General features: G+C 64.6%; 36 protein-coding genes. 1 reads left to right on the top strand and 35 read right to left on the bottom strand.

Translation table 11 applies throughout. From position 1 onward, the window contains the following. Positions 1–29: 29 nt before the first annotated feature. The 29 genes from rpsM to rpsL form a co-directional block, all read right to left on the bottom strand. Entirely contained in the window at positions 30–398 is a 369-nt protein-coding gene (gene rpsM / locus C0V74_RS00735) for a 30S ribosomal protein S13 (RefSeq protein ID WP_131623502.1), read from the bottom strand. A gap of 81 nt (positions 399–479) precedes the next feature. Then, a complete protein-coding gene (locus tag C0V74_RS00730) occupies positions 480–1,262 on the bottom strand; it encodes an SRPBCC family protein (protein WP_246844905.1) in 783 nt (260 codons plus the stop codon). 83 nt (positions 1,263–1,345) lie between these two features. Beyond that, the gene (locus C0V74_RS00725; protein WP_143250205.1) at positions 1,346–1,993 is read right to left on the bottom strand and encodes an adenylate kinase; all 648 of its coding nucleotides are present in this window, start codon (positions 1,991–1,993) and stop codon (positions 1,346–1,348) included. 28 nt (positions 1,994–2,021) lie between these two features. Beyond that, entirely contained in the window at positions 2,022–3,386 is a 1,365-nt protein-coding gene (gene secY, locus C0V74_RS00720; protein ID WP_131623506.1) for a preprotein translocase subunit SecY, read from the bottom strand. Positions 3,387–3,488: 102 nt separating this feature from the next. Further along, positions 3,489–4,013, bottom strand: a complete 525-nt coding sequence (gene rplO / locus C0V74_RS00715; RefSeq protein WP_143250204.1) for a 50S ribosomal protein L15 — start codon at positions 4,011–4,013, stop codon at positions 3,489–3,491. A 65-nt stretch (positions 4,014–4,078) separates the two neighbouring features. Next, positions 4,079–4,255: a 50S ribosomal protein L30 gene (gene rpmD, locus C0V74_RS00710; protein ID WP_131623510.1), complete on the bottom strand. Its 177-nt coding sequence runs from the start codon at positions 4,253–4,255 to the stop codon at positions 4,079–4,081. A 4-nt stretch (positions 4,256–4,259) separates the two neighbouring features. Next, a complete protein-coding gene (gene rpsE / locus C0V74_RS00705) occupies positions 4,260–5,066 on the bottom strand; it encodes a 30S ribosomal protein S5 (RefSeq protein WP_246844904.1) in 807 nt (268 codons plus the stop codon). Continuing rightward, positions 5,066–5,410 carry a 50S ribosomal protein L18 gene (gene rplR / locus C0V74_RS00700; RefSeq protein ID WP_131623512.1) on the bottom strand — a complete coding sequence of 115 codons (345 nt, stop codon included), beginning with the start codon at positions 5,408–5,410 and terminating at the stop codon, positions 5,066–5,068. Before rplR ends, rpsE begins: the two co-directional genes overlap by 1 nt. A gap of 1 nt (position 5,411) precedes the next feature. Next, positions 5,412–5,945 carry a 50S ribosomal protein L6 gene (gene rplF, locus C0V74_RS00695; protein WP_131623514.1) on the bottom strand — a complete coding sequence of 178 codons (534 nt, stop codon included), beginning with the start codon at positions 5,943–5,945 and terminating at the stop codon, positions 5,412–5,414. Beyond that, positions 5,945–6,340 (bottom strand): 30S ribosomal protein S8, encoded by a 396-nt coding sequence (gene rpsH, locus C0V74_RS00690; protein WP_131623516.1) that lies wholly within the window; start codon positions 6,338–6,340, stop codon positions 5,945–5,947. Before rpsH ends, rplF begins: the two co-directional genes overlap by 1 nt. An 11-nt stretch (positions 6,341–6,351) precedes the next feature. Next, the gene (rpsN, locus tag C0V74_RS00685; RefSeq protein ID WP_131623518.1) at positions 6,352–6,657 is read right to left on the bottom strand and encodes a 30S ribosomal protein S14; all 306 of its coding nucleotides are present in this window, start codon (positions 6,655–6,657) and stop codon (positions 6,352–6,354) included. 29 nt (positions 6,658–6,686) lie between these two features. Beyond that, entirely contained in the window at positions 6,687–7,277 is a 591-nt protein-coding gene (gene rplE / locus C0V74_RS00680; RefSeq protein ID WP_131623520.1) for a 50S ribosomal protein L5, read from the bottom strand. Beyond that, on the bottom strand, positions 7,270–7,590 hold the full coding sequence (gene rplX / locus C0V74_RS00675; RefSeq protein ID WP_131623522.1) for a 50S ribosomal protein L24: 321 nt from the start codon (positions 7,588–7,590) through the stop codon (positions 7,270–7,272). The genes rplE and rplX overlap by 8 nt, the downstream gene beginning before the upstream one ends. Beyond that, a complete protein-coding gene (gene rplN, locus C0V74_RS00670) occupies positions 7,590–7,958 on the bottom strand; it encodes a 50S ribosomal protein L14 (protein ID WP_131623524.1) in 369 nt (122 codons plus the stop codon). The genes rplX and rplN overlap by 1 nt, the downstream gene beginning before the upstream one ends. A 62-nt stretch (positions 7,959–8,020) precedes the next feature. Continuing rightward, a complete protein-coding gene (gene rpsQ / locus C0V74_RS00665; RefSeq protein WP_131623526.1) occupies positions 8,021–8,311 on the bottom strand; it encodes a 30S ribosomal protein S17 in 291 nt (96 codons plus the stop codon). A gap of 10 nt (positions 8,312–8,321) precedes the next feature. Beyond that, complete coding sequence (gene rpmC / locus C0V74_RS00660; RefSeq protein ID WP_131623940.1) at positions 8,322–8,585, bottom strand: 50S ribosomal protein L29; 264 nt, start codon at positions 8,583–8,585, stop codon at positions 8,322–8,324. Beyond that, positions 8,585–9,019, bottom strand: a complete 435-nt coding sequence (gene rplP / locus C0V74_RS00655; RefSeq protein WP_131623528.1) for a 50S ribosomal protein L16 — start codon at positions 9,017–9,019, stop codon at positions 8,585–8,587. Before rplP ends, rpmC begins: the two co-directional genes overlap by 1 nt. A 15-nt stretch (positions 9,020–9,034) precedes the next feature. Then, positions 9,035–9,739 (bottom strand): 30S ribosomal protein S3, encoded by a 705-nt coding sequence (gene rpsC, locus C0V74_RS00650; RefSeq protein WP_131623530.1) that lies wholly within the window; start codon positions 9,737–9,739, stop codon positions 9,035–9,037. A 3-nt stretch (positions 9,740–9,742) separates the two neighbouring features. Further along, the gene (gene rplV / locus C0V74_RS00645; RefSeq protein WP_131623532.1) at positions 9,743–10,120 is read right to left on the bottom strand and encodes a 50S ribosomal protein L22; all 378 of its coding nucleotides are present in this window, start codon (positions 10,118–10,120) and stop codon (positions 9,743–9,745) included. After that, positions 10,120–10,395, bottom strand: coding sequence for a 30S ribosomal protein S19 (gene rpsS, locus C0V74_RS00640; RefSeq protein WP_131623534.1), 276 nt, complete (start codon positions 10,393–10,395; stop codon positions 10,120–10,122). The genes rplV and rpsS overlap by 1 nt, the downstream gene beginning before the upstream one ends. 5 nt (positions 10,396–10,400) lie before the next feature. Continuing rightward, positions 10,401–11,237 (bottom strand): 50S ribosomal protein L2, encoded by an 837-nt coding sequence (gene rplB, locus C0V74_RS00635; protein ID WP_131623536.1) that lies wholly within the window; start codon positions 11,235–11,237, stop codon positions 10,401–10,403. 10 nt (positions 11,238–11,247) lie between these two features. Further along, on the bottom strand, positions 11,248–11,559 hold the full coding sequence (locus C0V74_RS00630) for a 50S ribosomal protein L23 (protein WP_131623537.1): 312 nt from the start codon (positions 11,557–11,559) through the stop codon (positions 11,248–11,250). Next, positions 11,552–12,175, bottom strand: coding sequence for a 50S ribosomal protein L4 (gene rplD, locus C0V74_RS00625; RefSeq protein ID WP_131623539.1), 624 nt, complete (start codon positions 12,173–12,175; stop codon positions 11,552–11,554). The genes C0V74_RS00630 and rplD overlap by 8 nt, the downstream gene beginning before the upstream one ends. A gap of 3 nt (positions 12,176–12,178) precedes the next feature. Beyond that, positions 12,179–13,060 (bottom strand): 50S ribosomal protein L3, encoded by an 882-nt coding sequence (gene rplC, locus C0V74_RS00620; RefSeq protein ID WP_131623541.1) that lies wholly within the window; start codon positions 13,058–13,060, stop codon positions 12,179–12,181. 190 nt (positions 13,061–13,250) lie between these two features. After that, entirely contained in the window at positions 13,251–13,562 is a 312-nt protein-coding gene (gene rpsJ / locus C0V74_RS00615; RefSeq protein ID WP_131623543.1) for a 30S ribosomal protein S10, read from the bottom strand. A 308-nt stretch (positions 13,563–13,870) separates the two neighbouring features. Beyond that, positions 13,871–15,061, bottom strand: coding sequence for an elongation factor Tu (gene tuf, locus C0V74_RS00610; protein WP_131623545.1), 1,191 nt, complete (start codon positions 15,059–15,061; stop codon positions 13,871–13,873). Positions 15,062–15,152: 91 nt separating this feature from the next. Further along, positions 15,153–17,246: an elongation factor G gene (gene fusA, locus C0V74_RS00605; RefSeq protein ID WP_131623547.1), complete on the bottom strand. Its 2,094-nt coding sequence runs from the start codon at positions 17,244–17,246 to the stop codon at positions 15,153–15,155. Between the two features lie 106 nt (positions 17,247–17,352). Beyond that, entirely contained in the window at positions 17,353–17,823 is a 471-nt protein-coding gene (rpsG, locus tag C0V74_RS00600; RefSeq protein ID WP_131623549.1) for a 30S ribosomal protein S7, read from the bottom strand. Positions 17,824–17,968: 145 nt separating this feature from the next. Continuing rightward, entirely contained in the window at positions 17,969–18,340 is a 372-nt protein-coding gene (gene rpsL / locus C0V74_RS00595; protein ID WP_126175288.1) for a 30S ribosomal protein S12, read from the bottom strand. Between the two features lie 431 nt (positions 18,341–18,771). Here rpsL and C0V74_RS00590 point away from each other — a divergent pair, with 431 nt between their 5' ends. Further along, positions 18,772–19,476 carry an energy transducer TonB gene (locus tag C0V74_RS00590; protein WP_143250203.1) on the top strand — a complete coding sequence of 235 codons (705 nt, stop codon included), beginning with the start codon at positions 18,772–18,774 and terminating at the stop codon, positions 19,474–19,476. Here the strand turns inward: C0V74_RS00590 and C0V74_RS00585 are convergent. The 6 genes from C0V74_RS00585 to C0V74_RS00560 form a co-directional block, all read right to left on the bottom strand. Then, complete coding sequence (locus C0V74_RS00585; RefSeq protein WP_143250202.1) at positions 19,448–20,845, bottom strand: L,D-transpeptidase family protein; 1,398 nt, start codon at positions 20,843–20,845, stop codon at positions 19,448–19,450. The two genes, C0V74_RS00590 and C0V74_RS00585, sit on opposite strands and share 29 nt — an antisense overlap. 7 nt (positions 20,846–20,852) lie before the next feature. After that, on the bottom strand, positions 20,853–21,437 hold the full coding sequence (locus tag C0V74_RS12975; protein ID WP_210413424.1) for a glycine zipper domain-containing protein: 585 nt from the start codon (positions 21,435–21,437) through the stop codon (positions 20,853–20,855). 228 nt (positions 21,438–21,665) lie between these two features. Then, a complete protein-coding gene (locus C0V74_RS00575; RefSeq protein ID WP_131623555.1) occupies positions 21,666–22,481 on the bottom strand; it encodes a LysR family transcriptional regulator in 816 nt (271 codons plus the stop codon). Between the two features lie 53 nt (positions 22,482–22,534). Then, positions 22,535–22,933 (bottom strand): Co2+/Mg2+ efflux protein ApaG, encoded by a 399-nt coding sequence (gene apaG, locus C0V74_RS00570; protein WP_131623557.1) that lies wholly within the window; start codon positions 22,931–22,933, stop codon positions 22,535–22,537. A 51-nt stretch (positions 22,934–22,984) separates the two neighbouring features. Next, positions 22,985–24,208, bottom strand: a complete 1,224-nt coding sequence (locus C0V74_RS00565) for an aminotransferase class I/II-fold pyridoxal phosphate-dependent enzyme (protein WP_143250201.1) — start codon at positions 24,206–24,208, stop codon at positions 22,985–22,987. A gap of 110 nt (positions 24,209–24,318) precedes the next feature. Continuing rightward, the gene (locus C0V74_RS00560; RefSeq protein ID WP_131623561.1) at positions 24,319–24,531 is read right to left on the bottom strand and encodes a hypothetical protein; all 213 of its coding nucleotides are present in this window, start codon (positions 24,529–24,531) and stop codon (positions 24,319–24,321) included. Between the last annotated feature and the right edge of the window lie 49 nt (positions 24,532–24,580).

Genomic DNA, 24,580 nt, shown 5'->3' with positions numbered 1-24,580 from the left:
CCCCGAACAACGGGGCCGGGCCGCGCGGCTTACTTCTTCTTGCCGGCGATCGGCTTGGCCTTGCCCTTGCGGGTACGGGCGTTGGTGTGAGTGCGCTGACCGCGGACCGGCAGGCCCTTGCGGTGACGCAGACCGCGATAGCTGGCGAGGTCCATCAGACGCTTGATGTTCATCGCCGTCTCGCGGCGCAGGTCACCCTCGACAGCATAATCGGCGTCAATCGTCTCGCGGATCTGCAGCACTTCGGCGTCCGACAGGTCAGACACGCGGCGGCTGTGATCGATGCCAAGCTTGTCGGCGATCTTGACCGCGGTGGTCGGGCCAATCCCGTGGATGTAGGTGAGCGCGATAATCACGCGCTTGTTGGTGGGGAGGTTTACCCCGGCAATACGAGCCACTTTTTTCTCCATGCTCCACAGAGGCTTGACGCGGCGCGCGGCCTCTATCTCATCGCTTCACTCGACCGCATCGGGATTGCCTTACGGCAAAAAGCCCGGATGGCGTGCACTATCGCAATCGCCTGCCGGACTATCCGCTGTTGTCGAATGAGGGGGCCGCTTAGTGCGATTCTGCCGCAGGGTCAATGCCTCACACGCGGTGGGCCGCGGCGATAGCGGCAGGACACGCGCTTTGCATCGCCGGCGCTGTTTTACAACGCCTGTCGGTTGGGTCAAAGCCAGTCCGGCTGCGTGTGGATTTTCATTATCGGCGGGGGAGTTCTCGTACGGCGCCTGGCGACCGAGTTTGTCCGCAAGTCTGTCGAGCTGCTGGCTCATGACCCCGTCAACAGCTTTGGAAATCGTCGCGACGGGATAGCGCAGATGCCCGCCCACCGCGTACTCCCAAACCAGCTTGGTGCCGCCACCATTGGCGGGCTGGAGCGTGATTGACAGGACGCCATCCACCGGCTCGCTCTGCAGCGGACCGAGTGCGCCGCGCATGCGAAGGACCTTCATCGGCTCTGCCATGACCACGGTCATATGCTGGGCGCTTCCTGCGAGGCCGACGTCGGCTGCTCCGTCTTTTTCCGGAATCCGTTCGCAGAAGCAGCCGCCCCCTTGGGGCACGAGCGACAGGTTGGCCGCCGACCCTGACCAGGTGTGCTCATCGTCCCACCATCCTGCGGGATCGGTCAGCGCCAGCCACGCCGCCTTGGGCACGGCCTTCACCGTAACGGTGGCGCGGGTGACGAAATGAGTGGGCGAGGATTCCGCGACTTCGCCATGTGCCGGTGCCCACGGCATGATCAGCACGCTGGCCATTAAGCCCACGCGGAGCGCAATACTGGTCAAGGCCACGATCCCCCTGCCCCGCATTATGCCATGACGATCAGGGAGCGAAAGGGTTATCCTGCGAGGATCGTCTCGATCGCCTGCGTGACCTGGTCGATCTCAGCCATTCCGTTGATCTGGTGAACGATGCCGCGCGCTTCGTAGATCGGCAGGATCGGCGCGGTCTTCGCACGATATTCTGCCATGCGGGTGCGGACGGTCTGTTCGTTGTCGTCTGGCCGGCGCTTGAACTCGGTCGATCCGCAGCGATCGCACACCCCGAGTTGAGCTGGGCGCTTGTAGTCGTCGTTGTAGCCTTCGCCGCAGCTGGCGCAGGTGAAGCGCCCCGTGATCCGCTCGACCAGGGCATCTTCGTTCACATCCAGCTCGATCACGTAATCAAGCTTGCGGCCATGCGCGGCCAGGATTTCATCAAGCGCCTGGGCCTGCGCTTCGGTGCGCGGATAGCCGTCAAAGATAGCGCCGGTGTCCGCGCCCATCGCGGTGAGTTCCGCATCGATAAGGCGGGAAACGATCTCGTCCGAAACGAGTTCGCCACGTTCCATCACCGCCTTGGCTTCCAGGCCCACCGGAGTGCCGGCCTTCACCGCCGCCCGCAGCATGTCGCCGGTGGACAGCTGGCGCATGCCACGGCGTTCGACCAGCCGCTGCGCTTGCGTGCCCTTGCCTGCACCGGGCGGTCCGAGAAGGATGATGTTCACGCGCGTTCCCTATACCCCGATCGGCGCCTTAGCGAAGACGGCCCTTCAATTTCGCCTTCTTGATCAGATCACCGTACTGATGCGCCAGCAGGTGAGACTGGATCTGGCTGATGGTATCCACAGTCACGTTCACGACGATCAGGAGGCTGGTACCGCCCAGGAACAGCGGGATGCCAGTCTGCGCGATCATGTATTCGGGAAGGACGCAGACCAAGGTCAGATACGCCGCACCGATCACCGTGATCCGGGTGAGCACATAATCCAGGTAGTCCTGCGTCCGCTTGCCGGGCCGAATGCCCGGAATGAACCCGCCGTTCTTCTTCAGGTTGTCCGCGGTCTCCTCGGGGTTGAAGACCACCGCGGTGTAGAAGAAACAGAAGAACACGATGCCGATGGCGTAGAGCGCCAGATACAGCGGCTGCCCGTGCTGCAGGTAGAAATTGAGCGTGTTGATCACGCCCCCGGCGGACCCCTCTGGATCGATGGACTGCCCGGCGAACTGCGTGATCGTCAGCGGCAGCAGCAACAGCGAACTGGCGAAAATCGGCGGAATGACGCCCGCCGTGTTGAGCTTGAGCGGCAGGTGGCTGCGGTCGGCCTGCATCATGCCGCGCTGGCTAGCTCGCTTCGGATACTGGATCAGCAGTTGGCGCTGGGCCCGCTCCATGAACGCGATAAAGATGATCAGGCCGACAATCATCGCGATGAACGCAACGATCACGAAAGGGCTGATGGAACCCGAACGGCCGCCCTCGAACATGTTGGCGATGAAGCTCGGGAACTGGGCGACGATACCCGCCATGATGATCAGCGACACGCCGTTGCCGATGCCGCGGCTGGTGATCTGCTCACCCAGCCACAACAGGAACATCGATCCACCCACCAGACTGATTACAGCGGTGATGCGGAAAGTCAGACCCGGGAAGATCACCGCCTGCAGGCCGCTTGAAGCGCCGTACGCTTCAAGGCCCGATGCCAGGAACCAGCCCTGCACCGCGCACAGGAACACCGTGCCGTAACGCGTGTACTGATTGAGCTTCTGCCGGCCGCTTGCGCCTTCCTTCTTCAGCGCCGCAAGTGCGGGGTGGAGCGAGGCTGCCAGCTGGATCACGATCGAGGCCGTGATGTACGGCATGATGCCGAGCGCGATGAGGCTCATGCGCTCGAGGCTGCCGCCCGAAAAAGTGTTGAACAGATCGAGAATACCGCCCTGCGTCTGCGCATAGAGTTGCTCGAGCACCAGCGGGTTGACGCCCGGCAGCGGCACGAAGCTCAGGAAGCGGAATACGATCAAGGCGCCGACCGTGAACCAGATACGGTTCTTGAGCTCGGTAGCCTTGGAGAAATTCGCCAGGCTCAGGGAGCTGGCGATGTTGTCGGCGCGTGATGCCATGGGATTACCCGAAGATCCTCTGAGACGCCGGTCCCTCCCGGCATGGGAGGCTACATAGGAAGCGCAGGGTCCGATGTCGAACCCTGCGCCTCACTTGTTCGCTTACTTGGCTTTGGCAGCCTTGTTGGCCGCTGCGCGAGCAGCCTTCTTTTCGTGCTCGGGCTGACCCTTCTCGATCACCTCGACCGAGCCCCCGGCCTTCTCGACCGCCTCGATCGCGCCCTTGCTGGCACCGGCGACACGGAAGCTGACCTTGGCGGTCAGCTCACCCTTGCCGAGCAGGCGCACGCCGTGCTTGGCGTTCCGGCCAAGACCGGCAGCCTTCAGCGCATCGTGATCGATGGTGCCGCTGGCATCGAGCTTTCCGGCATCGATGAACTTCTGCACCATGCCGAGGTTGACCTCTGCGTGATCCTTGGGGTTCAGCGCGTTGAAACCGCGCTTCGGGATCCGCATGTGAAGTGGCATCTGGCCGCCTTCGAACCCGTTGACGCTAACGCCCGAGCGCGCCTTGGCACCCTTCTGGCCACGGCCGGCGGTCTTGCCCTTGCCCGAACCGATGCCCCGGCCAACCCGCATCTTGCGGTGACGGGCGCCTTCGTTGTCGCGGATTTCGTTCAGTTTCATGTCAATGCACTCGCTTTCGCTTTTGTCGCGCTAGCCGTCTCGTCGCTGACGAGAAGGACGGATGATCAGTCGACGATCTCGACCATGTGGGGCAGCTTGGCAATCGCGCCGCGGACTTCGGCCGAATCTTCGACCTCCACCACGCGGTGCATCTTGCCCAGGCCCAGACCGATCAGGATCTTCTTCTGGCTTTCGGGACGGCGGATCGGGCTGCCGATCTGCTTGAGCTTGATAGTTGCCATTGGCTTACTCCACCATCGCCGCGGCGTCGGCTTCCGCCTCGGCCTCGCTCGCGCCGCCGCGACCCAGCAGGTCGGCGACTTTCTTGCCGCGACGCTGGGCAACCGACTTCGGCGAAGTCTGGTCCTGCAACGCGTCGAACGTGGCGCGGATCATGTTGTAGGGGTTGGAAGTGCCGACCGACTTGGTCACCACGTCGGCCACGCCCAGGCTTTCGAACACGGCGCGCATCGGGCCACCGGCGATGATGCCGGTACCGGCAGGCGCGCTGCGGACGTTGACCTTGCCAGCACCGAAACGGCCCTTGCCGTCGTGATGCAGCGTACGGCCTTCCTTCAGCGGCACGCGGATCATCTTCTTCTTCGCCGAAGCGGTCGCCTTGGTGATGGCTTCCGGCACTTCGCGTGCCTTGCCATGACCGAAGCCAACGCGGCCCGAACCGTCACCCACCACGACCAGCGCGGCGAAACCGAAGCGCTTGCCGCCCTTCACCGTCTTGGAGACGCGATTGATGTGGACCAGCTTCTCGATGATGCCGTCGTCTTCTTCTTCGCGTCCACCACGGCGATCGTCACGACGACCTCCGCGCTGACCGCCACGGCCGCCCGGACCGCCCTGGCCACCGCGGTTGCCGCCACGGTCACCGCCGCCGCGACCGCCGCGCGAACGCGGTTGCTCGTGCGCGCCCTGGTCGGCGCTCTGCGTCGCAGCAGCCTCCGACGGAGTATCGGCGATTGCCGGCTGCTCATTGACGACCGCGTTCTGCGTTTCGGCAGTGCCGGTTGCTTCGTTGTTGTTTTCGTCAGCCATCATCAGAACTCCAGCCCGCCTTCGCGGGCGGCGTCGGCGAGCGCTTTCACGCGGCCATGGAAAAGGAACCCGCCGCGGTCGAACACGACCGTGCTCACGCCGGCATTCTTGGCGGCTTCGGCGATGGTCTTGCCAACCTGCACGGCAGCATCGACGTTCGCGCCGCTGGTCTGAACGCCCAGCGTGCTTGCAGCGGCCAGCGTGCGGCCCTGCTTATCGTCGATGATCTGCGCGTAGATGTGGCGACCGGTGCGGTGGATCGACAGACGCGGCCGATCGCCGGCGCGCGACTTGATCGCGGTACGCACGCGGCGACGGCGGCGTGCGAAGAGGGAAAGCTTGGCCATCTTACTTCTTCTTCCCTTCCTTGCGGAAGATGTACTCGCCCCGATAGGCGATGCCCTTGCCCTTGTAGGGTTCCGGCTTGCGCCAGCGGCGGATTTCCGCGGCAAACTGACCGACAGCCTGCTTATCGATGCCCGATACCTCGACCGTGGTCTGGTCCGGCGTCTTCACCTCGAGACCTTCCGGCACATCGAGATCGACATCGTGGCTGTAGCCGAGCTGCAGCTTGAGCTTCTTGCCCTGCGCTGCGGCGCGATAACCCACGCCCTTGATGTCGAGCGTCTTCGTGAAGCCGTTCGACACGCCTTCGACCAAGTTCGACACCAGTGTGCGCTGCATGCCCCAGAAGGCACGCGCCGCCTTGGTGTCGTTCGCCGGCTTGACCGAAATCGCACCGTCTTCGACCTGGTAGTCGATCAGATCGGACATACCCATCGACAGGGTCCCCTTAGGACCCTTCACCGACAGCGTGCCCTCATTGATGTCGGCAGTGACCCCGCTGGGGATCGCTACCGGCTTCTTACCGATGCGGCTCATCAGAATACCTCCGCCAGCACTTCGCCGCCGACGTTCTGCGTGCGTGCTTCGGCATCCGAGAGCACGCCGCGCGGCGTCGAGACGATGGTGATGCCAAGGCCGTTGCGGATCGTCGGCAGTTCCTTGGAACCGGAATAGACGCGGCGGCCGGGCTTGGAGACGCGAGCCACGTGCTTGATCGCGGGCTCGCCTTCAAAATACTTCAGTTCGATCCGCAGCGCGGGGTGCGCGCCCGACGCGTCTTCGCTGAAGCCACGGATGTAGCCTTCGCGCCGAAGCACCTCGAGAACGTTCGCACGCAGTTTGCTGGCAGGTGTCAGGACTGAGTCCTTCTTCGCCTGCTGGCCGTTGCGGATGCGGGTGAGCATGTCACCCAGGGGATCGGTCATAGCCATCTTCTAGATCCTCACCAGCTCGACTTGGTCAGGCCTGGGATCAGGCCCTTGTTGCCGAGGTCGCGCAGTTCGATGCGGTTGAGGCCGAACTTGCGATAGACGCCGCGAGGACGCCCGGTCGTGGAACAACGGTTGCGCACCCGGGTGGGGTTTGCGTTGCGCGGGATTTCCGCCAGCTTCAGGCGAGCCATCAGGCGCTCGCCGTCGTCGAGCGACTGGTCGTCGGCAATCGCCTTCAGCCGCGCGTACTTGCCGGCATACTTCTTCACGAGCTTCTTGCGCCGCTCGTTCTTGTTGATGGAACTCAGTTTCGCCATGGACTTAAGCTCTCTTCCTTAGATCAGGGTCACGCGGCAGCCTGCTGCTCTTCAGCAGCGGCTTCTTCGCGCGGGAACGGGAAACCGAACAGGCGCAGCAACTCGCGCGCCTCGTCATCGGTCTTCGCCGTGGTGGTGACGATGATATCCATGCCCCGGACCTTCTCGATACGGTCGTACGAGATTTCCGGGAAGATGATCTGCTCTTTCAAGCCCATCGCATAGTTGCCGCGCCCGTCGAAGCTCTTCGGGTTCAGCCCGCGAAAGTCGCGGATGCGCGGCATTGCCACGGTAACGAGGCGATCGAGGAATTCGTACATCCGCTCACGGCGAAGAGTGACCTTCGCCCCGATGGGCATGCCCTCGCGCAGCTTGAACTGCGCAATCGACTTCTTGGCCTTGGTGATGACCGGCTTCTGGCCGGCGATCAGGGCCATTTCCTCGGCAGCGGTCTGGACCTTCTTCTTGTCCTGGCTCGCTTCGCCCACGCCCATGTTCAGCACGATCTTCTCGAGCTTGGGCACTTCCATCGCGTTCTTGTAGCCGAACTTGTCCGTCATCGCCTTGGCGATCTCGGCTTCGTACTTGGCCTTCAGACGCGGGGTGTAGGTATCAACCATCGATGGTCTCCCCGGACTTGACGGCAACGCGGACCTTGCGCCCGTCCTTCGTTTCGAAGCGGACGCGGGTCGGCTTGCCGTCCTTGGGATCGGCCAGTGCGACCTTGGAGATATGCATCGGCGCAGGATTGCGATCGATACCACCCTGGGGGTTCTGCTGGCTCGGCTTGCGGTGACGGGCAGACACGTTGACGCCATCGACGACAACCTTGCTGTCCTTCGGCATCACGGCCTGGACGGTGCCGGTGAGGCCCTTGTCCTTGCCCGAAAGCACGACGACCTGGTCGCCTTTCTTGATCTTAGCGGAAGCCATTAGAGCACCTCCGGCGCAAGGCTGATGATCTTCATGAAGCCGCGGCCGCGCAGTTCGCGGACCACCGGCCCGAAGATACGCGTGCCGATCGGCTCCTCGTTCTTGTTCACGAGCACCGCGGCATTGCTGTCGAAGCGGATCACGCTGCCGTCGGTGCGGCGCACGTCCTTGCGGGTGCGCACGATCACCGCACGGTGAACGTCGCCCTTCTTCACGCGGGTGCGCGGCTGCGCCTCCTTGACGGAGACAACGATCACGTCGCCCACGCCAGCGGTGCGGCGCTTCGATCCGCCCAGCACCTTGATGCACTGGACGCGCTTGGCGCCGCTGTTGTCAGCGACGTCGAGCGTGGATTGCATCTGGATCATCGATCCGGTTCCTTCTCGTTCGGCTTGCCGGAACCAGTCCGGCAGTTCCTAAAAAATTCGGCTCAGTTGCCGGCTTCAGCGACGTCGAGGTCGGCTTCCACCGCCTGCACACCACCCGCGATGACCCGGTCCTTTACGGCCCAGGTCTTGGTCTTGGAAATCGGACGGGTCTCTTCGATCCGTACGACGTCGCCCGGATGGTACTCGTTGCCCTCATCGTGAGCATGGTACTTCTTCGAACGACGGATGATCTTGCCGTAAAGCGGGTGCTTCACCTTGCGCTCGACCAGCACGGTCACGGTCTTGTCGGTCTTGTCGGAAACGACAGTCCCGGTGAGGATACGCTTGGGCATCGGGCCCTCCTTAAGCTTCGGCCGAGCGAGTGGTCTCGCCCTGCCCGCGGTCGAGCTTGGCAGACCGCTCGTTCTGGAGCGTCTTGATGCGCGCGATGTCGCGGCGCACTTCGCGGATGCGCGCGGGACGCTCCAACTGGTTAGTCGCAGACTGGAAGCGCAGATTGAAGGCTTCGCGCTTCAGATCGACCAGCTGCTCATAAAGCTGGTCGTCGGTCTTGGTGCGCATGTCCTCGACCTTGCTGCCGGCAGCGGCGGCGGGTTTCTTGGCCATCATTCGGCTCCCAGGTGGGTGGTGTCGCCCAGACGAGCGATAACCTTGGTCTTGATCGGCAGCTTCATCGCCGCGCGGCTGAACGCCTCGGCAGCGAGCGGACCGGGGACGCCGTCCAGTTCGAACAGCACACGGCCCGGCTTCACGCGAGCGGCCCAGTATTCGACCGAACCCTTGCCCTTGCCCTGACGGACCTCGGCAGGCTTCTTCGACACTGGCACGTCCGGGAACACGCGAATCCACAAGCGCCCCTGGCGCTTGATGTGGCGCGTGATCGCCCGGCGGGCGGCCTCGATCTGGCGGGCGGTGACCCGCTCGGGCTCGAGCGCCTTGAGGCCGTACGAGCCGAAGTTCAGGCTCGTGCCGCCCTTGGCGTCACCCTTGATCCGGCCCTTGAAGGCCTTGCGGAACTTGGTCTTTTTCGGTTGCAGCATGGTTCTTGCTCTACCTTAGCGCCGGTCGGAGGCCGGACGGACGCCCGAAGTCTGGGCCTCCATCATCAGGCGGTCCTGGGCGGTCGGATCGTGGCCGAGGATCTCACCCTTGAAGATCCACACCTTGATGCCGATGATTCCGTAAGCGGTCAGCGCTTCGGCATCGGCATAATCGACGTTGGCGCGGAGCGTGTGCAGCGGAACGCGGCCTTCGCGGTACTGCTCGACACGGGCGATCTCGGCACCGCCAAGACGGCCGCCGCACATCACCTTGATGCCCTCGGCACCAAGACGCATGGCCGACTGCATCGCGCGCTTCATCGCCCGGCGGAACGCCACCCGGCGGATCAGCTGGTCGGCGATGCCCTGAGCCACGAGCTTGGCGTCGATCTCCGGCTTACGGATCTCAACGATGTTGAGCTTCACGTCGCTCTTGGTCATCGTCGCGAGCTTGGCCCGCAGCTTCTCGATGTCCGCGCCCTTCTTGCCGATGATCACACCTGGGCGGGCAGCATAGATCGACACGCGGCACAGCTTGGCCGGACGCTCGATCACGACCTTGCTGATCGCGGCCTGCGGCAGGCTGTCGACGATGTACTTGCGGATCTCGATGTCCTCGCTGAGCAGCTTGGCATAGTCGCGCCCTTCGGCGTACCAGCGGCTGTCCCAAGTGCGGTTGATCTGCAGGCGCAGGCCGACGGGGTTCGATTTATGACCCATGGATCAGGCCTCCTCGCTTTCACGGACCACGATGCGCAGCCGGCTGAACGGCTTCAGGATGCGGGTGCTCTTGCCCCGTCCACGCGTGTGGAAGCGCTTCATGGTAACGGACTTGCCGACCGACGCCTCGGCGACGACGAGCGCGTCGACATCGAGGTTGTGGTTGTTCTCGGCGTTGGCGATCGCGCTCGCGAGCACCTTGGATGCGTCGCGTGCCATCGCCTTCTTGGAGAAGGTGAGGATGTTCAGCGCGTCCTCTGCCTTGCGGCCGCGGATCAGCGCGGCGACGAGGTTCAGCTTCTGCGCCGAGCCACGTATCGTGGTGCCGACGGCCAAAGCCTCGTTGTCGCCAACGCGGCGGGGGGCTTTCTGCTTGCCCATCAGCGCTTGCCCTTCTTGTCGGCGGCGTGGCCGGGGAAGCTTCGCGTGGGCGAGAACTCACCGAGCTTGTGGCCGACCATGTCTTCGTTGACGGAGACCGGAATGAACTTCTGGCCGTTGTAGACGCTGAACGTCAGACCGACGAACTGCGGCAGGATCGTCGAACGACGCGACCAGGTCTTGATCGCACCGCGCGCATTCTTTTCCTGCGCGTCCTCGGCCTTCTTCAGCAGGTGGAGGTCGACGAACGGACCTTTCCAGACGGAACGAGCCATCTCGATTACCTCTTCTTCTTGGCGTGACGCGAACGGATGATCATCTTGTCCGTCGCCTTGTTGTGGCGGGTGCGCGCACCCTTGGTCGGCTTGCCCCACGGCGTGACCGGGTGACGGCCGCCCGAGGTCCGGCCCTCACCACCACCGTGCGGGTGGTCGACCGGGTTCTTGGCAACGCCGCGGGTCAGCGGGCGCTTGCCCATCCAGCGGCTGCGACCCGCCTTGGCGAAGTTCTGGTTCTGATTGTCGGGGTTCGAGACCGCGCCAACCGTACCCATGCAATCGCTGCGAAGGTAGCGCTGCTCGCCGCTGTTGAGACGGACGATCACCATCCCGCGGTCACGGCCGACGACCTGCACATACGTGCCAGCCGAACGGGCGATCTGGCCACCCTTGCCCGGCTTCATCTCCACGTTGTGGCAGATGGTGCCGACCGGCATGGTGCCCAGCAACATCGCGTTGCCCGGCTTCGTGTCAGTCTTTTCGCCCGCGACGACGCTGTCGCCGACGGCGAGCCGCTGCGGCGCGAGGATGTAGGCCAGTTCGCCGTCCTCGTACTTCACCAGCGCGATGAATGCGGTGCGGTTGGGATCGTACTCGAGCCGCTCGACGGTGGCCGGCATGTCCCACTTGCGCCGCTTGAAGTCGACGTAGCGGTACTTCTGCTTGTGGCCGCCCGCGATGCCGCGGCTGGTCACGTGACCCTTGTTGTTCCGGCCACCGGTCTTGCGCTTGCCTTCGACCAGCGCCTTGACCGGCTTGCCCTTCCACAGGGAAGACTTGTCGACCAGGATCAGGCCGCGACGGGCCGGGCTGGTCGGCTTGTAGTTCTTAAGTGCCATGTTCCTGCCCTCAGATCCCGCTGGTGACGTCGATGGAGTCGCCGTCAGCCAGGGTCACGATCGCCTTCTTCATGTCCGTGCGGCTGTAGGGCTTGCCCTTCCAGCGCTTGGTCTTGCCCTTGGCAACGATGGTGTTCACGCCCAGCACCTTGACTCCGAACAGAGCCTCGACCGCTTCCTTGATCTGCGGCTTGGTGGCGTCGTTGGCGACCTTGAAGACCACGCCGTTGTGCTCCGACAGCAACGTGCTCTTCTCGGTGATGTGAGGGGCGAGGATGACGTCATAGTGACGCGCATCGATCTGCTTCTGCTGCTTAGCCATTGAAACGCGCCTCCAGCTTTTCGACAGCCGACCGGGTGAGGACCAGCGTGTCGTGCTTCAGGATGTCGTAGACGTTCGCGCCCACGGCCGGCAGAATGTTCACACCCGGCAGGTTGCCCGCGGCGCGAGCGAACGAGCTTTCACCGGCGTCGCCGTCGATCACCAGCACCTTGCCGCTCCAGCCGTTCTTGTCGAACTGGCCCTTGAGCGCCTTCGTCTTGGCCTCAGCCAGTTCCAGGTTGTCGACCACGACCAGGCCGTTCTCGACCTTGCTCGACAGCGCCATGCGCAGGCCCAGCGCGCGGATCTTCTTGTTCAGCGAGATATTGAAATCCCGCTTGCGGGCACCGTGCGCCTTGCCGCCGCCGATGAACACCGGGGCCGCGCGATCGCCGTGACGGGCGGTGCCGCCACCCTTCTGACGGCCGAATTTCTTGCCGGTACGCGAAACTTCACTGCGCTCGCGGGTCGGACGAGCGGTCGCGCGCCGGTTCCACAGCTGCCACGTGATGACGCGGTGCAGGATGTCCTGCCGCGGCTCCACGCCGAACACTGCATCGTTCAGCTCGAGATCGCCGGCCGCGCCGCCGTCGAGATTTTGGACCGTAACCTTCACGGATCAGCCCTCCTTGTTGTCGTCCGAGGCGTTGCCGCTCTCGGAAGTTGCGTCGCCGACGGCAGGAGTGACATCGTCACCCGCACCTGCCTGCTGCTCGGCAGCGAGCTGCTCCTGCAGCTCGGGGCTGACCTGATCGTGCACTTCGTGCTCGGCAGCCGCTTCAACCAGACCGGCAGGCGCTTCCTCGTGCTGAGGAGCGGCGTTGCGGTCGAGCACGGCGCCGGGGAACGGCAGTCCTTCAGGCGCGGTCAGCTTCACCGCATCGCGGACCAGCATCCAGCTGTTCTTGGTGCCAGGGACCGAACCCTTCACGAAGATCAACCCGCGGGCAGCGTCCGTGCGAACGACCTCGAGGTTCTGCTGAGTACGCTGGCGGTCGCCCATGTGGCCCGCCATCTTCTTGTTCTTGAAGACCTTGCCCGGATCCTGACGCTGGCCGGTCGAACCGTGCGCACGGTGGCTGATCGAGACGCCGTGCGTCGCGCGCATACCGCCGAAGCCCCAGCGCTTCATCGCACCGGCAAAGCCCTTGCCCTGCGTGTGGCCGGTGATGTCGACCTTCTGTCCGGCGATGAAGTGCTCGGCCGAAATCGTCGAGCCGACCGGGATCAGGGCATCCTCGCCCGAAACCCGGAACTCGGCGACGCGCATCTTCAGGCCGACTTCGGCCTTGGCAAACGCCTCGCGCTGCGGCTTGTTGACGTTCTTCTGCTTGGCCTCGCCCGCGCCCAGCTGAACGGCGTAGTAGCCGTCACGATCAGCGGTGCGGTGCGATACGACCTGGCAATCTTCAAGCGCCAGGACGGTGACGGGCACGTGGCGGCCGTCTTCCTGGAACAGGCGGGTCATCCCGACTTTCTTAGCGATCACGCCTGAGCGCATGATCCGTTCTCCTTACAGAGGCACTCCAGACCATCCGGAGTGCGTGCTCGGCCCTGGAAATCATGCATCGCCCCGTCCGGGCCAAAGTGCTTCCCGAGGGAAGCGAGACGGGGGACGCTTACCCGGCCCTGTGCCCGAGGGCGTGGCCGGAGGTATCCCTAGTCCGCGAAGCCGGAGCTCCGCGATGAAATCAAGCCAGCTTGATCTCGACGTTCACGCCGGCCGCAAGGTCGAGCTTCATCAGCGCGTCCACGGTCTGGGCGTTCGGCTGCACGATATCGAGCAGCCGCTTGTAGGTGCGGACTTCGAACTGCTCGCGCGACTTCTTGTCGATGTGCGGGCCGCGAAGAACGGTGAACTTTTCGTTGCGCGTCGGCATGGGAATGGGACCCCGAATCAGCGCACCCGTACGACGGGCGGTCTCGGCGATCTCGCCAGTTGCCTGATCAAGCACGCGGTGATCGAACGCCTTCAGGCGAATGCGGATATTCTGAGCTTCCATGTCCCTACCGATGCGAAAGAGCCTGAGCGTGCCGCCGACGTTACCGCTTGCAACCCGCAAAAAAGAAAGGCGCGCCCCGCTTCATCCGGTTTCCCGGAACGGGCGGCCTTCCCTGAATTTCGTGAGCAAGAGAAGAATCCCCTGCCGGTGGCGGGCCTATACGGATAGCGACCCCGGCTGACAACCCTGTTTGTGGAAGAAACGCTTACTCGGCGCACAAAAGGTTCAACCTGGCTTCGCGACCCCAGAACGGCAAAGGCCCGACGCTCCGAAGAGCGCCGGGCCTGAACCTGAGCAGATCGCCAAGCTTACTTGGTGATCTTCGAAACGACGCCCGAGCCAACGGTCCGGCCGCCTTCGCGGATGGCGAAGCGCAGGCCTTCGTCCATGGCGATCGGCGCGATCAGCTTGACGCCGATCGTGACGTTGTCGCCCGGCATGACCATCTCGGTGCCCTCGGGGAGGACAACTTCACCGGTCACGTCGGTGGTGCGGAAGTAGAACTGCGGGCGGTAGTTGGCGAAGAACGGCGTGTGACGCCCACCTTCGTCCTTCGACAGCACGTAGACTTCGGCTTCGAAATCGGTGTGCGGCTTGACCGAACCCGGCTTCGCGAGAACCTGGCCGCGCTCGACCTCCTCACGCGCCACGCCGCGGATCAGCGCACCGACGTTGTCGCCGGCCTCGCCGCGATCGAGCAGCTTGCGGAACATCTCGACGCCGGTGACGGTCGTCTTCTTGAGGTCCTTGATGCCGACGATCTCGACTTCGTCGCCCACGTTGACGATGCCGGTCTCGATGCGGCCGGTCACCACGGTGCCGCGGCCAGAGATCGAGAACACGTCTTCGATCGGCATCAGGAAGGGCTTGTCGACCGGACGGTCGGGCTGCGGGATGAATTCGTCGACCGCCTTGATCAGCGCAACGACCGAATCCTTGCCGATGTTGTCATCGCGGCCTTCGAGAGCGGCCAGAGCCGAACCCTTGATGATCGGAATGTTGTCACCGTCGAAGTCGTACGAGCTCAGCAGCTCGCGCACTTCCAGTTCGACGAGCTCGAGGATTTCCTCGTCGTCGACCTGATCGACCTTGTTCATGTACACAACCAGCGCCGGCACGCCGACCTGACGGGCGAGCAGGATGTGCTCGCGGGTCTGGGGCATCGGGCCGTCGGCGGCGTTCACGACCAGGATCGCGCCGTCCATCTGGGCGGCACCGGTGATCATGTTCTTCACGTAGTCGGCGTGGCCCGGGCAATCGACGTGCGCGTAATGGCGTGCGTCAGACTCATACTCGACGTGTGCGGTCGAGATGGTGATGCCGCGCTCGCGCTCTTCAGGCGCCTTGTCGATGTTCGCGAAGTCCACCGCGGTGCCGCCGTACACTTCGGCCATGACCTTGGTGATCGCGGCGGTCAGCGTGGTCTTGCCGTGGTCAACGTGACCGATGGTGCCGATGTTGCAGTGCGGCTTGTTCCGCTGGAATTTTTCCTTAGCCATTTTGACCTTAACCTCTGTCTGAAAATGAATTTCACCAAGCAGGCTGCGGCACCCGGTGAATCGGGTGCCGCCCCTAGACGCTCACCCTTTCTTAGGCAAGCTTCTCCTTGACTTCCGCCGCCACGTTGGCCGGCACTTCGTCGTAGTGCGAGAACTGCATCGAGTACTGTGCCCGGCCCTGCGTGAACGAGCGCAGCTCATTCACGTAACCGAACATGTTGGCGAGCGGCACCATCGCCTCGACCGCCTGGGCATTGCCCCGCGTGTCGGTGCCCTGGATCTGCCCGCGCCGGCTGTTGATGTCGCCGATCACGTCACCGAGGTAATCCTCGGGGGTCACGACTTCCACCTTCATGATCGGCTCGAGCAGCTTGATGCCCGACTTGCTCGCCACTTCGCGCATGGCGCCGCGGCCGGCGATTTCGAACGCGATCGCGCTCGAGTCGACGTCGTGGTACGCACCGTCATAGAGCTCGATCGAGAAGTCGATGATCGGGAAGCCCACCAGGTACCCGCTCGAAGCCTGCTCGCGGAAACCCTTTTCGATCGCGGGGATGAACTCCTTGGGGATGTTACCGCCCTTGATGTTGTCTTCGAAGACAACGCCCTGACCGCGCTCACCCGGAGTGACCTTGACCTTGACCCGGCCGAACTGACCCGAACCACCCGACTGCTTCTTGTGGGTGTAATCGACCTCGACCGGCTTGGCGAGGTATTCGCGGTAAGCCACCTGCGGCGCACCGACGTTGGCCTCGACCTTGAATTCGCGCTTCATGCGATCGACGATGATGTCGAGGTGGAGCTCGCCCATCCCCTTGATGATCGTCTGGCCGCTTTCGTGGTCGGTCGACACGCGGAAGCTCGGGTCTTCCTGCGCCAGGCGATTGAGCGCGACGCCCATCTTTTCCTGGTCGGCCTTGGTCTTGGGTTCCACCGACAGTTCGATGACGGGTTCGGGGAATTCCATCCGCTCGAGGATGATCGGGTTGGCCATGTCGCACAGGGTGTCGCCCGTGGTCGTGTCCTTCATGCCGGCGAGCGCGACGATGTCGCCCGCAAACGCCTCATCGATGTCCTCCCGGTTGTTGGAGTGCATCAGCAGCATGCGGCCGATCTTTTCCTTCTTGTCCTTCACGCTGTTCAGGACCTGGCCCTTGACCAGCTTGCCCGAATAGATGCGGGTGAAGGTCAGGCTGCCGACGAACGGATCGTTCATGATCTTGAACGCCAGCGCCGCGAACGGCGCGTCGTCGCTGGAAGCACGCTCGGCTTCTTCGTCGCTGTCGGGCAGCACGCCCTTGATCGCGGGCACGTCGAGCGGGCTCGGCATGTAATCGACCACGGCGTCGAGCAGGGGCTGCACGCCCTTGTTCTTGAACGCCGAACCGCAGGTCACGGGCACGAAGCTGCGCGCCATGGTGCCCTTGCGGATCAGCCGCTTGAGAGTCGCCACGTCGGGCTCGTTGCCTTCGAGGTACTGCTCCATGACGTCATCGTCCTGCTCGACGACGAGCTCGATCAGCTGGCTGCGGTAGTCCGCCGCCTTGTCTGCCATGTCCTCGGGGATCGCGACGTATTCGAACTCTGCACCCAGCGCCTCGTCCTTCCAGACGATGCCGCGATTGTTGACGAGATCCACCACGCCCTTGAGCTGGCTCTCGGCGCCGATCGGCAGATAGAGCACCAGCGGCTTGGCGCCGAGGCGGTCGATGATGGACTGCACGCAGTAGTAGAAATCGGCGCCGGTCCGGTCGAGCTTGTTGATGAAGCACATCCGCGGCACGCCGTACTTGTCGGCCTGGCGCCACACGGTCTCCGACTGCGGCTCCACGCCGGCGACGCCGTCGAACACCGCGACCGCGCCGTCAAGCACGCGCAGCGAGCGCTCGACTTCGATGGTGAAGTCAACGTGCCCGGGGGTGTCGATGATGTTGATGCGGTGCTTGGGCCCCTGACCGTCTTCAGCCTGCCAGAACGTCGTCGTGGCGGCCGAGGTGATGGTGATCCCGCGTTCCTGCTCCTGCTCCATCCAGTCCATCGTCGCGGCGCCGTCGTGGACTTCGCCGATCTTGTAGGACTTGCCGGTGTAGTAAAGGATACGCTCGGTCGTGGTGGTCTTGCCGGCATCGATGTGCGCCATGATGCCGATATTGCGGTAGCGCTCCAGCGGGTATTCGCGGGCCATTGGGAGTTCCTCGGGGGTAGCGGGGGCGGCTCACCAGGTGTGAGCCAGCCCCCATGTAGGGTTTGCCAGCGACGATTTTAAGTCGCCGGCTGTTACCAGCGCCAGGTTACCAGCGGTAGTGCGAGAAGGCGCGGTTGGCGTCCGCCATGCGGTGCGTGTCTTCGCGCTTCTTGACCGCGTTGCCGCGGTTGTTGGCGGCATCCATCAACTCGCCCGAGAGGCGCGCCGACATGGTGGTCTCCGCACGGCCGCGAGCGGCGGTGATGAGCCAGCGGATGGCGAGCGCCTGGGCACGCTCGGGACGAACCTCGACCGGCACCTGGTAGGTCGCACCGCCGACGCGCCGCGAACGGACCTCGATCTGGGGGGCGACGTTCTGGAGCGCGGTGTGGAACAGCCCGATGGGATCGGCCTTGGCACGGGTCTCGACGGTTTCGAGCGCGCCATAGACGATGCTTTCGGCAACCGACTTCTTACCGTCGTACATGAGGTTGTTCATGAACTTCGACAGGATCTGATCACCGAACTTGGGATCAGGCAGGATTTCCCGCTTCTCGGGACGACGACGACGTGACATCTTTTGTAACTCCTTCGGAGTGCACCCTGACCTCCGTCAGGGCTTGCGGCTCGGCCCGCTCCCGCACCGGCCACCCAGATGCTACCTCAATAGGTTAGCCAGGTGGAGGAGCGGGCTGGAGCCAGGCTAGCGCCGCGTTGAAACCTTACTTCGGACGCTTGGCGCCGTACTTCGAGCGGCTCTGCTTGCGGTCCTTGACGCCCTGGGTGTCGAGCACGCCGCGCAGCACGTGGTACCGCACGCCGGGAAGGTCGCGCACGCGGCCGCCGCGGATCAGCACCACCGAGTGCTCCTGCAGGTTGTGCCCTTCACCCGGGATGTAGGTGATGACCTCGCGCTGGTTGGTCAGGCGCACCTTGGCGACCTTGCGCAGCGCCGAGTTCGGCTTCTTCGGGGTCGTCGTATAGACGCGGGTGCAAACGCCGCGCTTCTGCGGGTTCGCTTCCATCGCAGGGACCTTGGACTTGGCCTTCTGCGGTTCGCGGCCCTTGCGGACCAGCTGGTTGATCGTCGGCATTAAGACTTTCTCTCTTCACCGTATGGAGGCGCCACACGCCAGGGTGAAGGGAAAGGATCGCGCAGCCGCCGCCCTGGACGATGTCCGGGTTCAGCATATCTGCCACGAGCCTGAAACACTCCACCCGGGTCACGGACACCGGGTTACTTTGACAGCCGCCCCGAGAGCGTTCCATCTGGAACCGCTCCAATAGAAAAGAGCCTTCGCGCACGCAGCGCCAGGCCCCGGAACTCAACTGCCAATGTTCAGCTCTATCTGACCGAGGCGAGCCAGCAGCCGGCCTTGGATGGGCGCGCCACTAGACGCTTTGACCGCAGCCGTCAATCGGCGTTCAGCCGCAGCCGCGATGCTCCTGCCATGCGCGCACACCTGATCGACCTGGGGCCACGACTCTCGGAGCCGAATTACGGAGTCCGCGTTCCAACCAAGTCATGTATGCAACTCACGATGGCGAAAGCAAACGGCGGATCGGGGCGGCTGCCGCGACCATTGCCGTGCACGCGCTCGTCATCGCGGGTCTGGCGTGGGGGTTGTCGTTCGACCGTTCGCCGGTGGAACCCACGCAGTCGCTGGCCGTGACCGTCGCTTTGGACGAACCGCCCCCGCCCCCGCCCCCGCCCGTGGAGCGCAGCGAACCGCAGCGGACGGCGGACGCCGCGCCCGCTCCCGAGGGGCAGACGGGGGACGCGCTGCCCCGCGAAGCGCCGTCGGCGGCAATTCCGCTAGCAGTCGCTCCCGCCGCGCCCGTTGCGGGCGACGGGCGGGACGTCGATGGCGGATCCGGCACGCAGGGCAGCGGCTCCGGCGCGGGCGGCAGCGGCACTGGAGAAGGCGGCGGCGGCAGCGGAACGCCAGCGCAGCGGATCGCCGGTGCCTTGCGCGACAGCGACTATCCGAGAGCGGCCGAACAGGCGGGGCTCGCCGGCACCGTGGCGATCAGCTTTCGCGTTCGCACCGATGGGAGCGTGGACCGCTGCGAAGTTGTCCGGTCAAGCGGAGCGGAACTGCTCGACGGTCTCACCTGTCGGCTGTTCACCCAGCGCTTCCGCTTCCGTCCCGCCACCGATGCGGCGGGTCAACCGATCGACAGCACCCTGCAGACGAGCTTTACCTGGGGTACGCGCCGGCGCCGCTGACGCCTTCGAGGGCGGCGAATTGCGGCGCGCTATCGCGTCCGTATACATCGTCACGAAAGGCGATCGTGCCCTTCGCATCGGGTGCCGCGGTAAGATATGTGATATAGACTGGCACCACAGTCGGCAGGTCGATCCGCTGCTCGGGCCGGTTGCCTGTCTTGCTGACCGACTTCCCGCCCAGCAGCCACCGGCCGAGCCGGTCGGCATCTTCGAGACGGACGCAGCCGTTGCTCAGCTGGCGATCGTCAAGCTTGAGCAGCGCGCGATCGGGCGTGTCATGAAGATAAATGCCCTGCGCATTGGGGAATTCGTACTTCACCTTGCCCATGAAATTGCTCCCGCCCGGCTTCTGACGGACGTGAGGGGGCGGCGCACCCGCGGCAACGGCCTGCCAGTCCACCTTCTTGGGATCGATCGGCTTGGCGTTCGCATCGTAATTCGCCAGCACTTCGTAACCGCGCTGCGTGAGGTACTTGGTGCCACCCGACAGCACGCCCTTGGCGATCGTGTTCTGCACAAGGTCGGGCGGGACGTTCCAGTAGGGATTGACGATAGCGTACCGGATAAACCCGGCCATCGCCGGCGTTTCCGATTCCGGCTTCCCGACCACGGCTTTCATCGAATCGACCGGCTTGCCGTTCTCATACATCCACAGCCGCGCGCTTGCTGCGTCGACCAGTACATAACGTTCGGCCGGGATCGCCGGCAGCGCGCGAACCCTGCTGAGGTTCTCCCAGATGACCTGGCGCTTGTTAGGCGAAAAGCCCGGACTGATGAGCGCGTCCCGCAACTCCGCATAGAACGGATGCATCCACGCCATCTGCGTGATGTGCTCATCGAGCGAAGGTGATTTGGCGGCGGACGTGAGCACCGATTCAGCGGTCGGCATGACCGGCGCGAGCGCCGCGCTTTCGTACAACATCCGTCCGCGCGGCGCTCCGCGCATGGCCCGGGCATAAGTCGCGAACATCTGTGACAGTTCGACATCCGCGCGCGCAATCGCTTCGGGCTTGCCGCCCGCGGCGCGGTCAAGATCGCGGCGCAGCGATCCGGTGCGAAGGTTCTTCAGCGTCCGCTTGTCCAGCGCGTCGAACTGCGCGGTCTCCAGCCGTTCGAGCAGGCGATCGACAGCGGAACTGGCCTGGCCAGATGGCGACAGCCACAACGGACGATAATCTCGCGCCGCGTAGAAGCGGCGCAGGTCACCGGCGCGCTGCTTGACTTCGCTCCGAAGCTCCGCGCTCGCGGGCGCGGCGAAGGGTGCTGCAGCCGCCGGGATGGGTGCGCCGATTGCGATCAGCGCACCCACACCTACGGTCAGCATCGCGCGATTGGTTCGGGCGGCAAAAGCCCGTGCGATGCTGGTCATGGGACGATTAGCCCCGTTCGCCGGTGTAGCCGGTGCTTACCGGCTGCTGCATCGGCTCGCCCGAGTAGTACTGGCCTTCACGGACGTAACCGTCCACGCAGCCGTCACGGTCCTGGTCAGCCCAGATCGCGCCGCCAAGGCCGCCGACGGCAGCGCCGATCGCCGCGCCTTCGAGCACGCCGAGGCCGCCGATCAGCGCACCAGCGCCCGCGCCCACAGCCGCGCCCGCTGCACCGGTCCGAAGCGCGGTGCCAGCGACGCTGCGCCGTTCGGCGCAGTAGGTGCGGTCGCCCATGCCGGCCTGATAGGTCGTCGGAGTGCCCTGGTAGTACTGGCCCTGATAGACATAGCCGTCTGCACGGCCATCGCGATCGCGGTCCGCCCAGATGGCCCCGCCAAGTCCGCCAGCGGCGGCGCCGATGACGGCGCTGGTCAGCAGGTCGGTCCCGGCGATGGCGGAAACGCCAGCACCCGCGGCAGCGCCGATGGCAGCACCGGTCCCGGCGCTGGCGAGGGTGTCATCGTTTCCGTACGAGGTGCAGGCGCCCAGCGGCAGCGCGGCGGCAGCAAGCAAAACCATTGTCTTTTTCATGTTCAGTCCCTTTACGATTAAGCGAATTGCACGTTCGTCGCTACGCAACGCCTCTCGTCCGGATTTCCAAACGCCACCCCGCCCGAACCGTTCCGACATCAAGTTTGTGGGTCGGTTTCCGAAGGCAGGAGATGGGGGCGCAGGAACGCCATGCGGACCAGGCAGGTTCGCTTGCGCGACCGTAATCGCGAACCAACTCTGTCCGAGGCCCGCCGTCTGACGGACGGTTTAGCCTTGCGGCTGCTCGGCGCCGCGTTCGTGAGTGAGAAACGCGACGAGCGTCTTCACCTTCTTCTGCCGCCACTGGGGCAGCGGCGCCACCAGCCAGTATGCGCGGCGCCCTTCATCGGGGCCTTCCAGCACTGATAGCCGGCCGGCGGTCACGGCTTCCTCCACCAGCAGTGCGGGCAGCATGGCCTTGCCCAGCCCGGCGATGGCGCTCGACAGCGCCTGACCCGGATTGGCGACCAGAACCATGCCCTCCTCTCCCGAAGGCAGTGCCGCGCCAGGCCAGGCGATCCACTGATCAGGCGCACCGGGGGCGGCGACTACCACCCGCCGGGCCGGGGCCAGCTCGATTCCTTCCAACTCGCCAGGACCGTCCACCAGCCGGATGGCCACATCGAGATTGGTCTCGGTAAAGTCCGCGTTCTCATCGGCAATCAGCTGCAGGCGGATGCCGGGGTTCTGCTCGCGGAAGGCCGCCAGACGATGGCTCAGCCACTGCGCGTAGAATTCGCGCGGAGCGGCGATGGTATAACGGTCGCTTGCCTGGCCGGCCTGCATGGCCTGGACGGCTTCCTCGAACTTCAGGAACCCTTCGCGCAAGGCGTCCAGCCCGGCGTTGGCCTCATCGGTCAGTTCCAGCCCCTTGCTCGTGCGGCGAAACAGTACCGTGCCGAGGTGATCCTCCAGCGCGCGGATCTGCTGGCCGACCGCGGCGGGCGTCACCGCCAGTTCGTCCGCGGCGCGGGTAAACGACAGGTGCCGTGCGGCGGCGTCGAACACGCGCAGGGCGTTCAGGGGCAGGTGCGTGCGCTTCATCGAGGGCGGGCCTTAGCGCGGCAGGCGCGCGAACGGTAGCGGGGAAACCAGCATCACCCCGCCTCGGCCGGGGCTGCGAGGGGGAAGAACGGAATCCGCACCTCCAACGGTGGCCCGCTTGCACGCTGGAAGGTGTAGAAGCCCTCCATCGTGCCGTGCGGAGTGGTCAGCGGACAGCCGGACACGTAATCGTGGCTCTGCTCAGGCTCCAGGATCGGCTTTTCGCCCACCACGCCTTCGCCGTCGACGATGTTCACCATGCCGCGCGCATCGGTGATGCGCCAGTGACGGCTGAGCAACTGGACCCGCTCAGCGCGGCCGTTCTCGATCCGGATATGATAGACCCAGAACCACTTGCCGTCCTGCGGGCGGGATTGCTCGGGCAGAAAATTGACGGCCACCCGCACGGTGATCCCATCGGTAATCGCGGCATGTTGGAACAGCTGTTTCATTTCGCCTGCGAACGTAGCGTTCGAGCCGCCTGGTGCAAGGGGGCGTGCCCGCTACAGACCCGCCGCGGACATTGCCCGGTCGATATCTTCGGTCAGGTCGGCGATGTCCTCCAGCCCCACGTTGATGCGGAGCAGGCCTTCGGTCACCCCCATCTCGCTGCGGGCTTCGGGACCCATGTTGGCGTGCGTGGTGCTGGCCGGATGGCACAGCAGAGTGCGCGCATCGCCGATGTTGTTGGAGATATCGATCAGTTCCAGCGCGTTGAGCAGCGCGAACGCCTGTTCCCGCCCGCCGGGCAGGTCGAACGCAAAGATCGGACCGGTGCCGTTCGGCATCTGGCGTATGGCGAGGTCGTGGCGCGGGTGGCTCGGCAATCCGGGATGGAGCAAGCGCCCGCCCTTGCGGCCTAAACGGGCTTCGATGAACTTGCCGAGCTCAAGGGCGGAGGCGCTCTGCGCCCGTGCGCGCAGGTCCAGCGTCTCCAGCCCCTTGTGCACCACCCAGGCGTTGAATGGCGAGAGATTGGGCCCGGTGTTGCGCTGGAACGGCAGCAGCACCTCGTCGATGAACTGCTGCGAACCGCATACGGCGCCGGCGAGCACCCGGCCCTGCCCGTCCATCAGCTTGGTCGCGGAATAGGCGACCACATCCGCGCCCAGCTCCAGCGGCCGTTGCAAGGCGGGAGAGGCGAACGCGTTGTCCACCACCGTGACGATGCCGTGCGACTTGGCGACGCGGCACACATGCGCGATGTCGACCACGTCGAGGGTCGGGTTGGCAGGCGTTTCGAAGAAGAACACTTTGGTGTTGGGGCGGATGGCCCGCTCCCACTCCGCGTCGTTCCCGCTGTCGATCACGGTCGTCTCGATGCCGAAGCGGGGACAGAGGTGATCGACCAGCCAGCGGCAACTGCCGAACGCCGCGCGCGCTGCGACGACGTGGTCGCCCGCCGAAAGCTGGCACAGCAACGCCGCGGTCATGGCGGCCATGCCGCTCGCCTGGGTGCGGCACGCTTCGGCGCCCTCCATCAGGGCGATCCGCTCTTCCAGCATCGCCACGGTCGGGTTCTGGAGGCGGGAGTAGGTCATGCCGGTGGCCTCCCCGCTGAACCGCGCGGCCACCGTCTCGGCGTCGTCGTAAGTGTAGCCCGAGGTGACGAACAGCGCCTCGCTGGTCTCCCCGTGTTCGGATCGCCAGGTGCCCCCGCGGATTGCCTGCGTTGCAGGGCGCCACCGTGTGGTGATCGAGCGGTCCATTCCGGTAGTTTTCTTCATCGCGATGCGCGCTCTAGAGGCCCAAGCCGCCCGGCTTCAACCGGCAATGCTGCGCGCAAACGAAAACGGGCCCCGCGAAGGGGCCCGTTTAAAGCTTGAATTCGGAAAAATCAGGCGCTGACCGAATCGTCGTCGTCATCCAGCACGAGGATCAGACCGATCACGGCAGCGATGGCGAGCGCGATCCACAGGAAGCTGCCAGCGAGATCATTTTCGCCTGCGGTCGGCTGCGCCGAACGAGCGACCGGAGCGGCCTGGGCAGCGACCGGCGCGACCAGCATGCTGGCAGCGGCCAGTGCGATCGGGAGCTTGCGAAACAACATCGAATATCCCCTCCGTCACTTGGGTGGGTGACGCCATAATCGCGCAAAT

This window comes from Altererythrobacter sp. TH136, from assembly GCF_007065885.1.
In the GTDB taxonomy this organism is placed as follows: Bacteria; Pseudomonadota; Alphaproteobacteria; order Sphingomonadales; family Sphingomonadaceae; genus Tsuneonella.
Note: the sequence above shows the minus strand (reverse complement) of the source record. Positions and strands in the feature narration are given on the sequence as shown.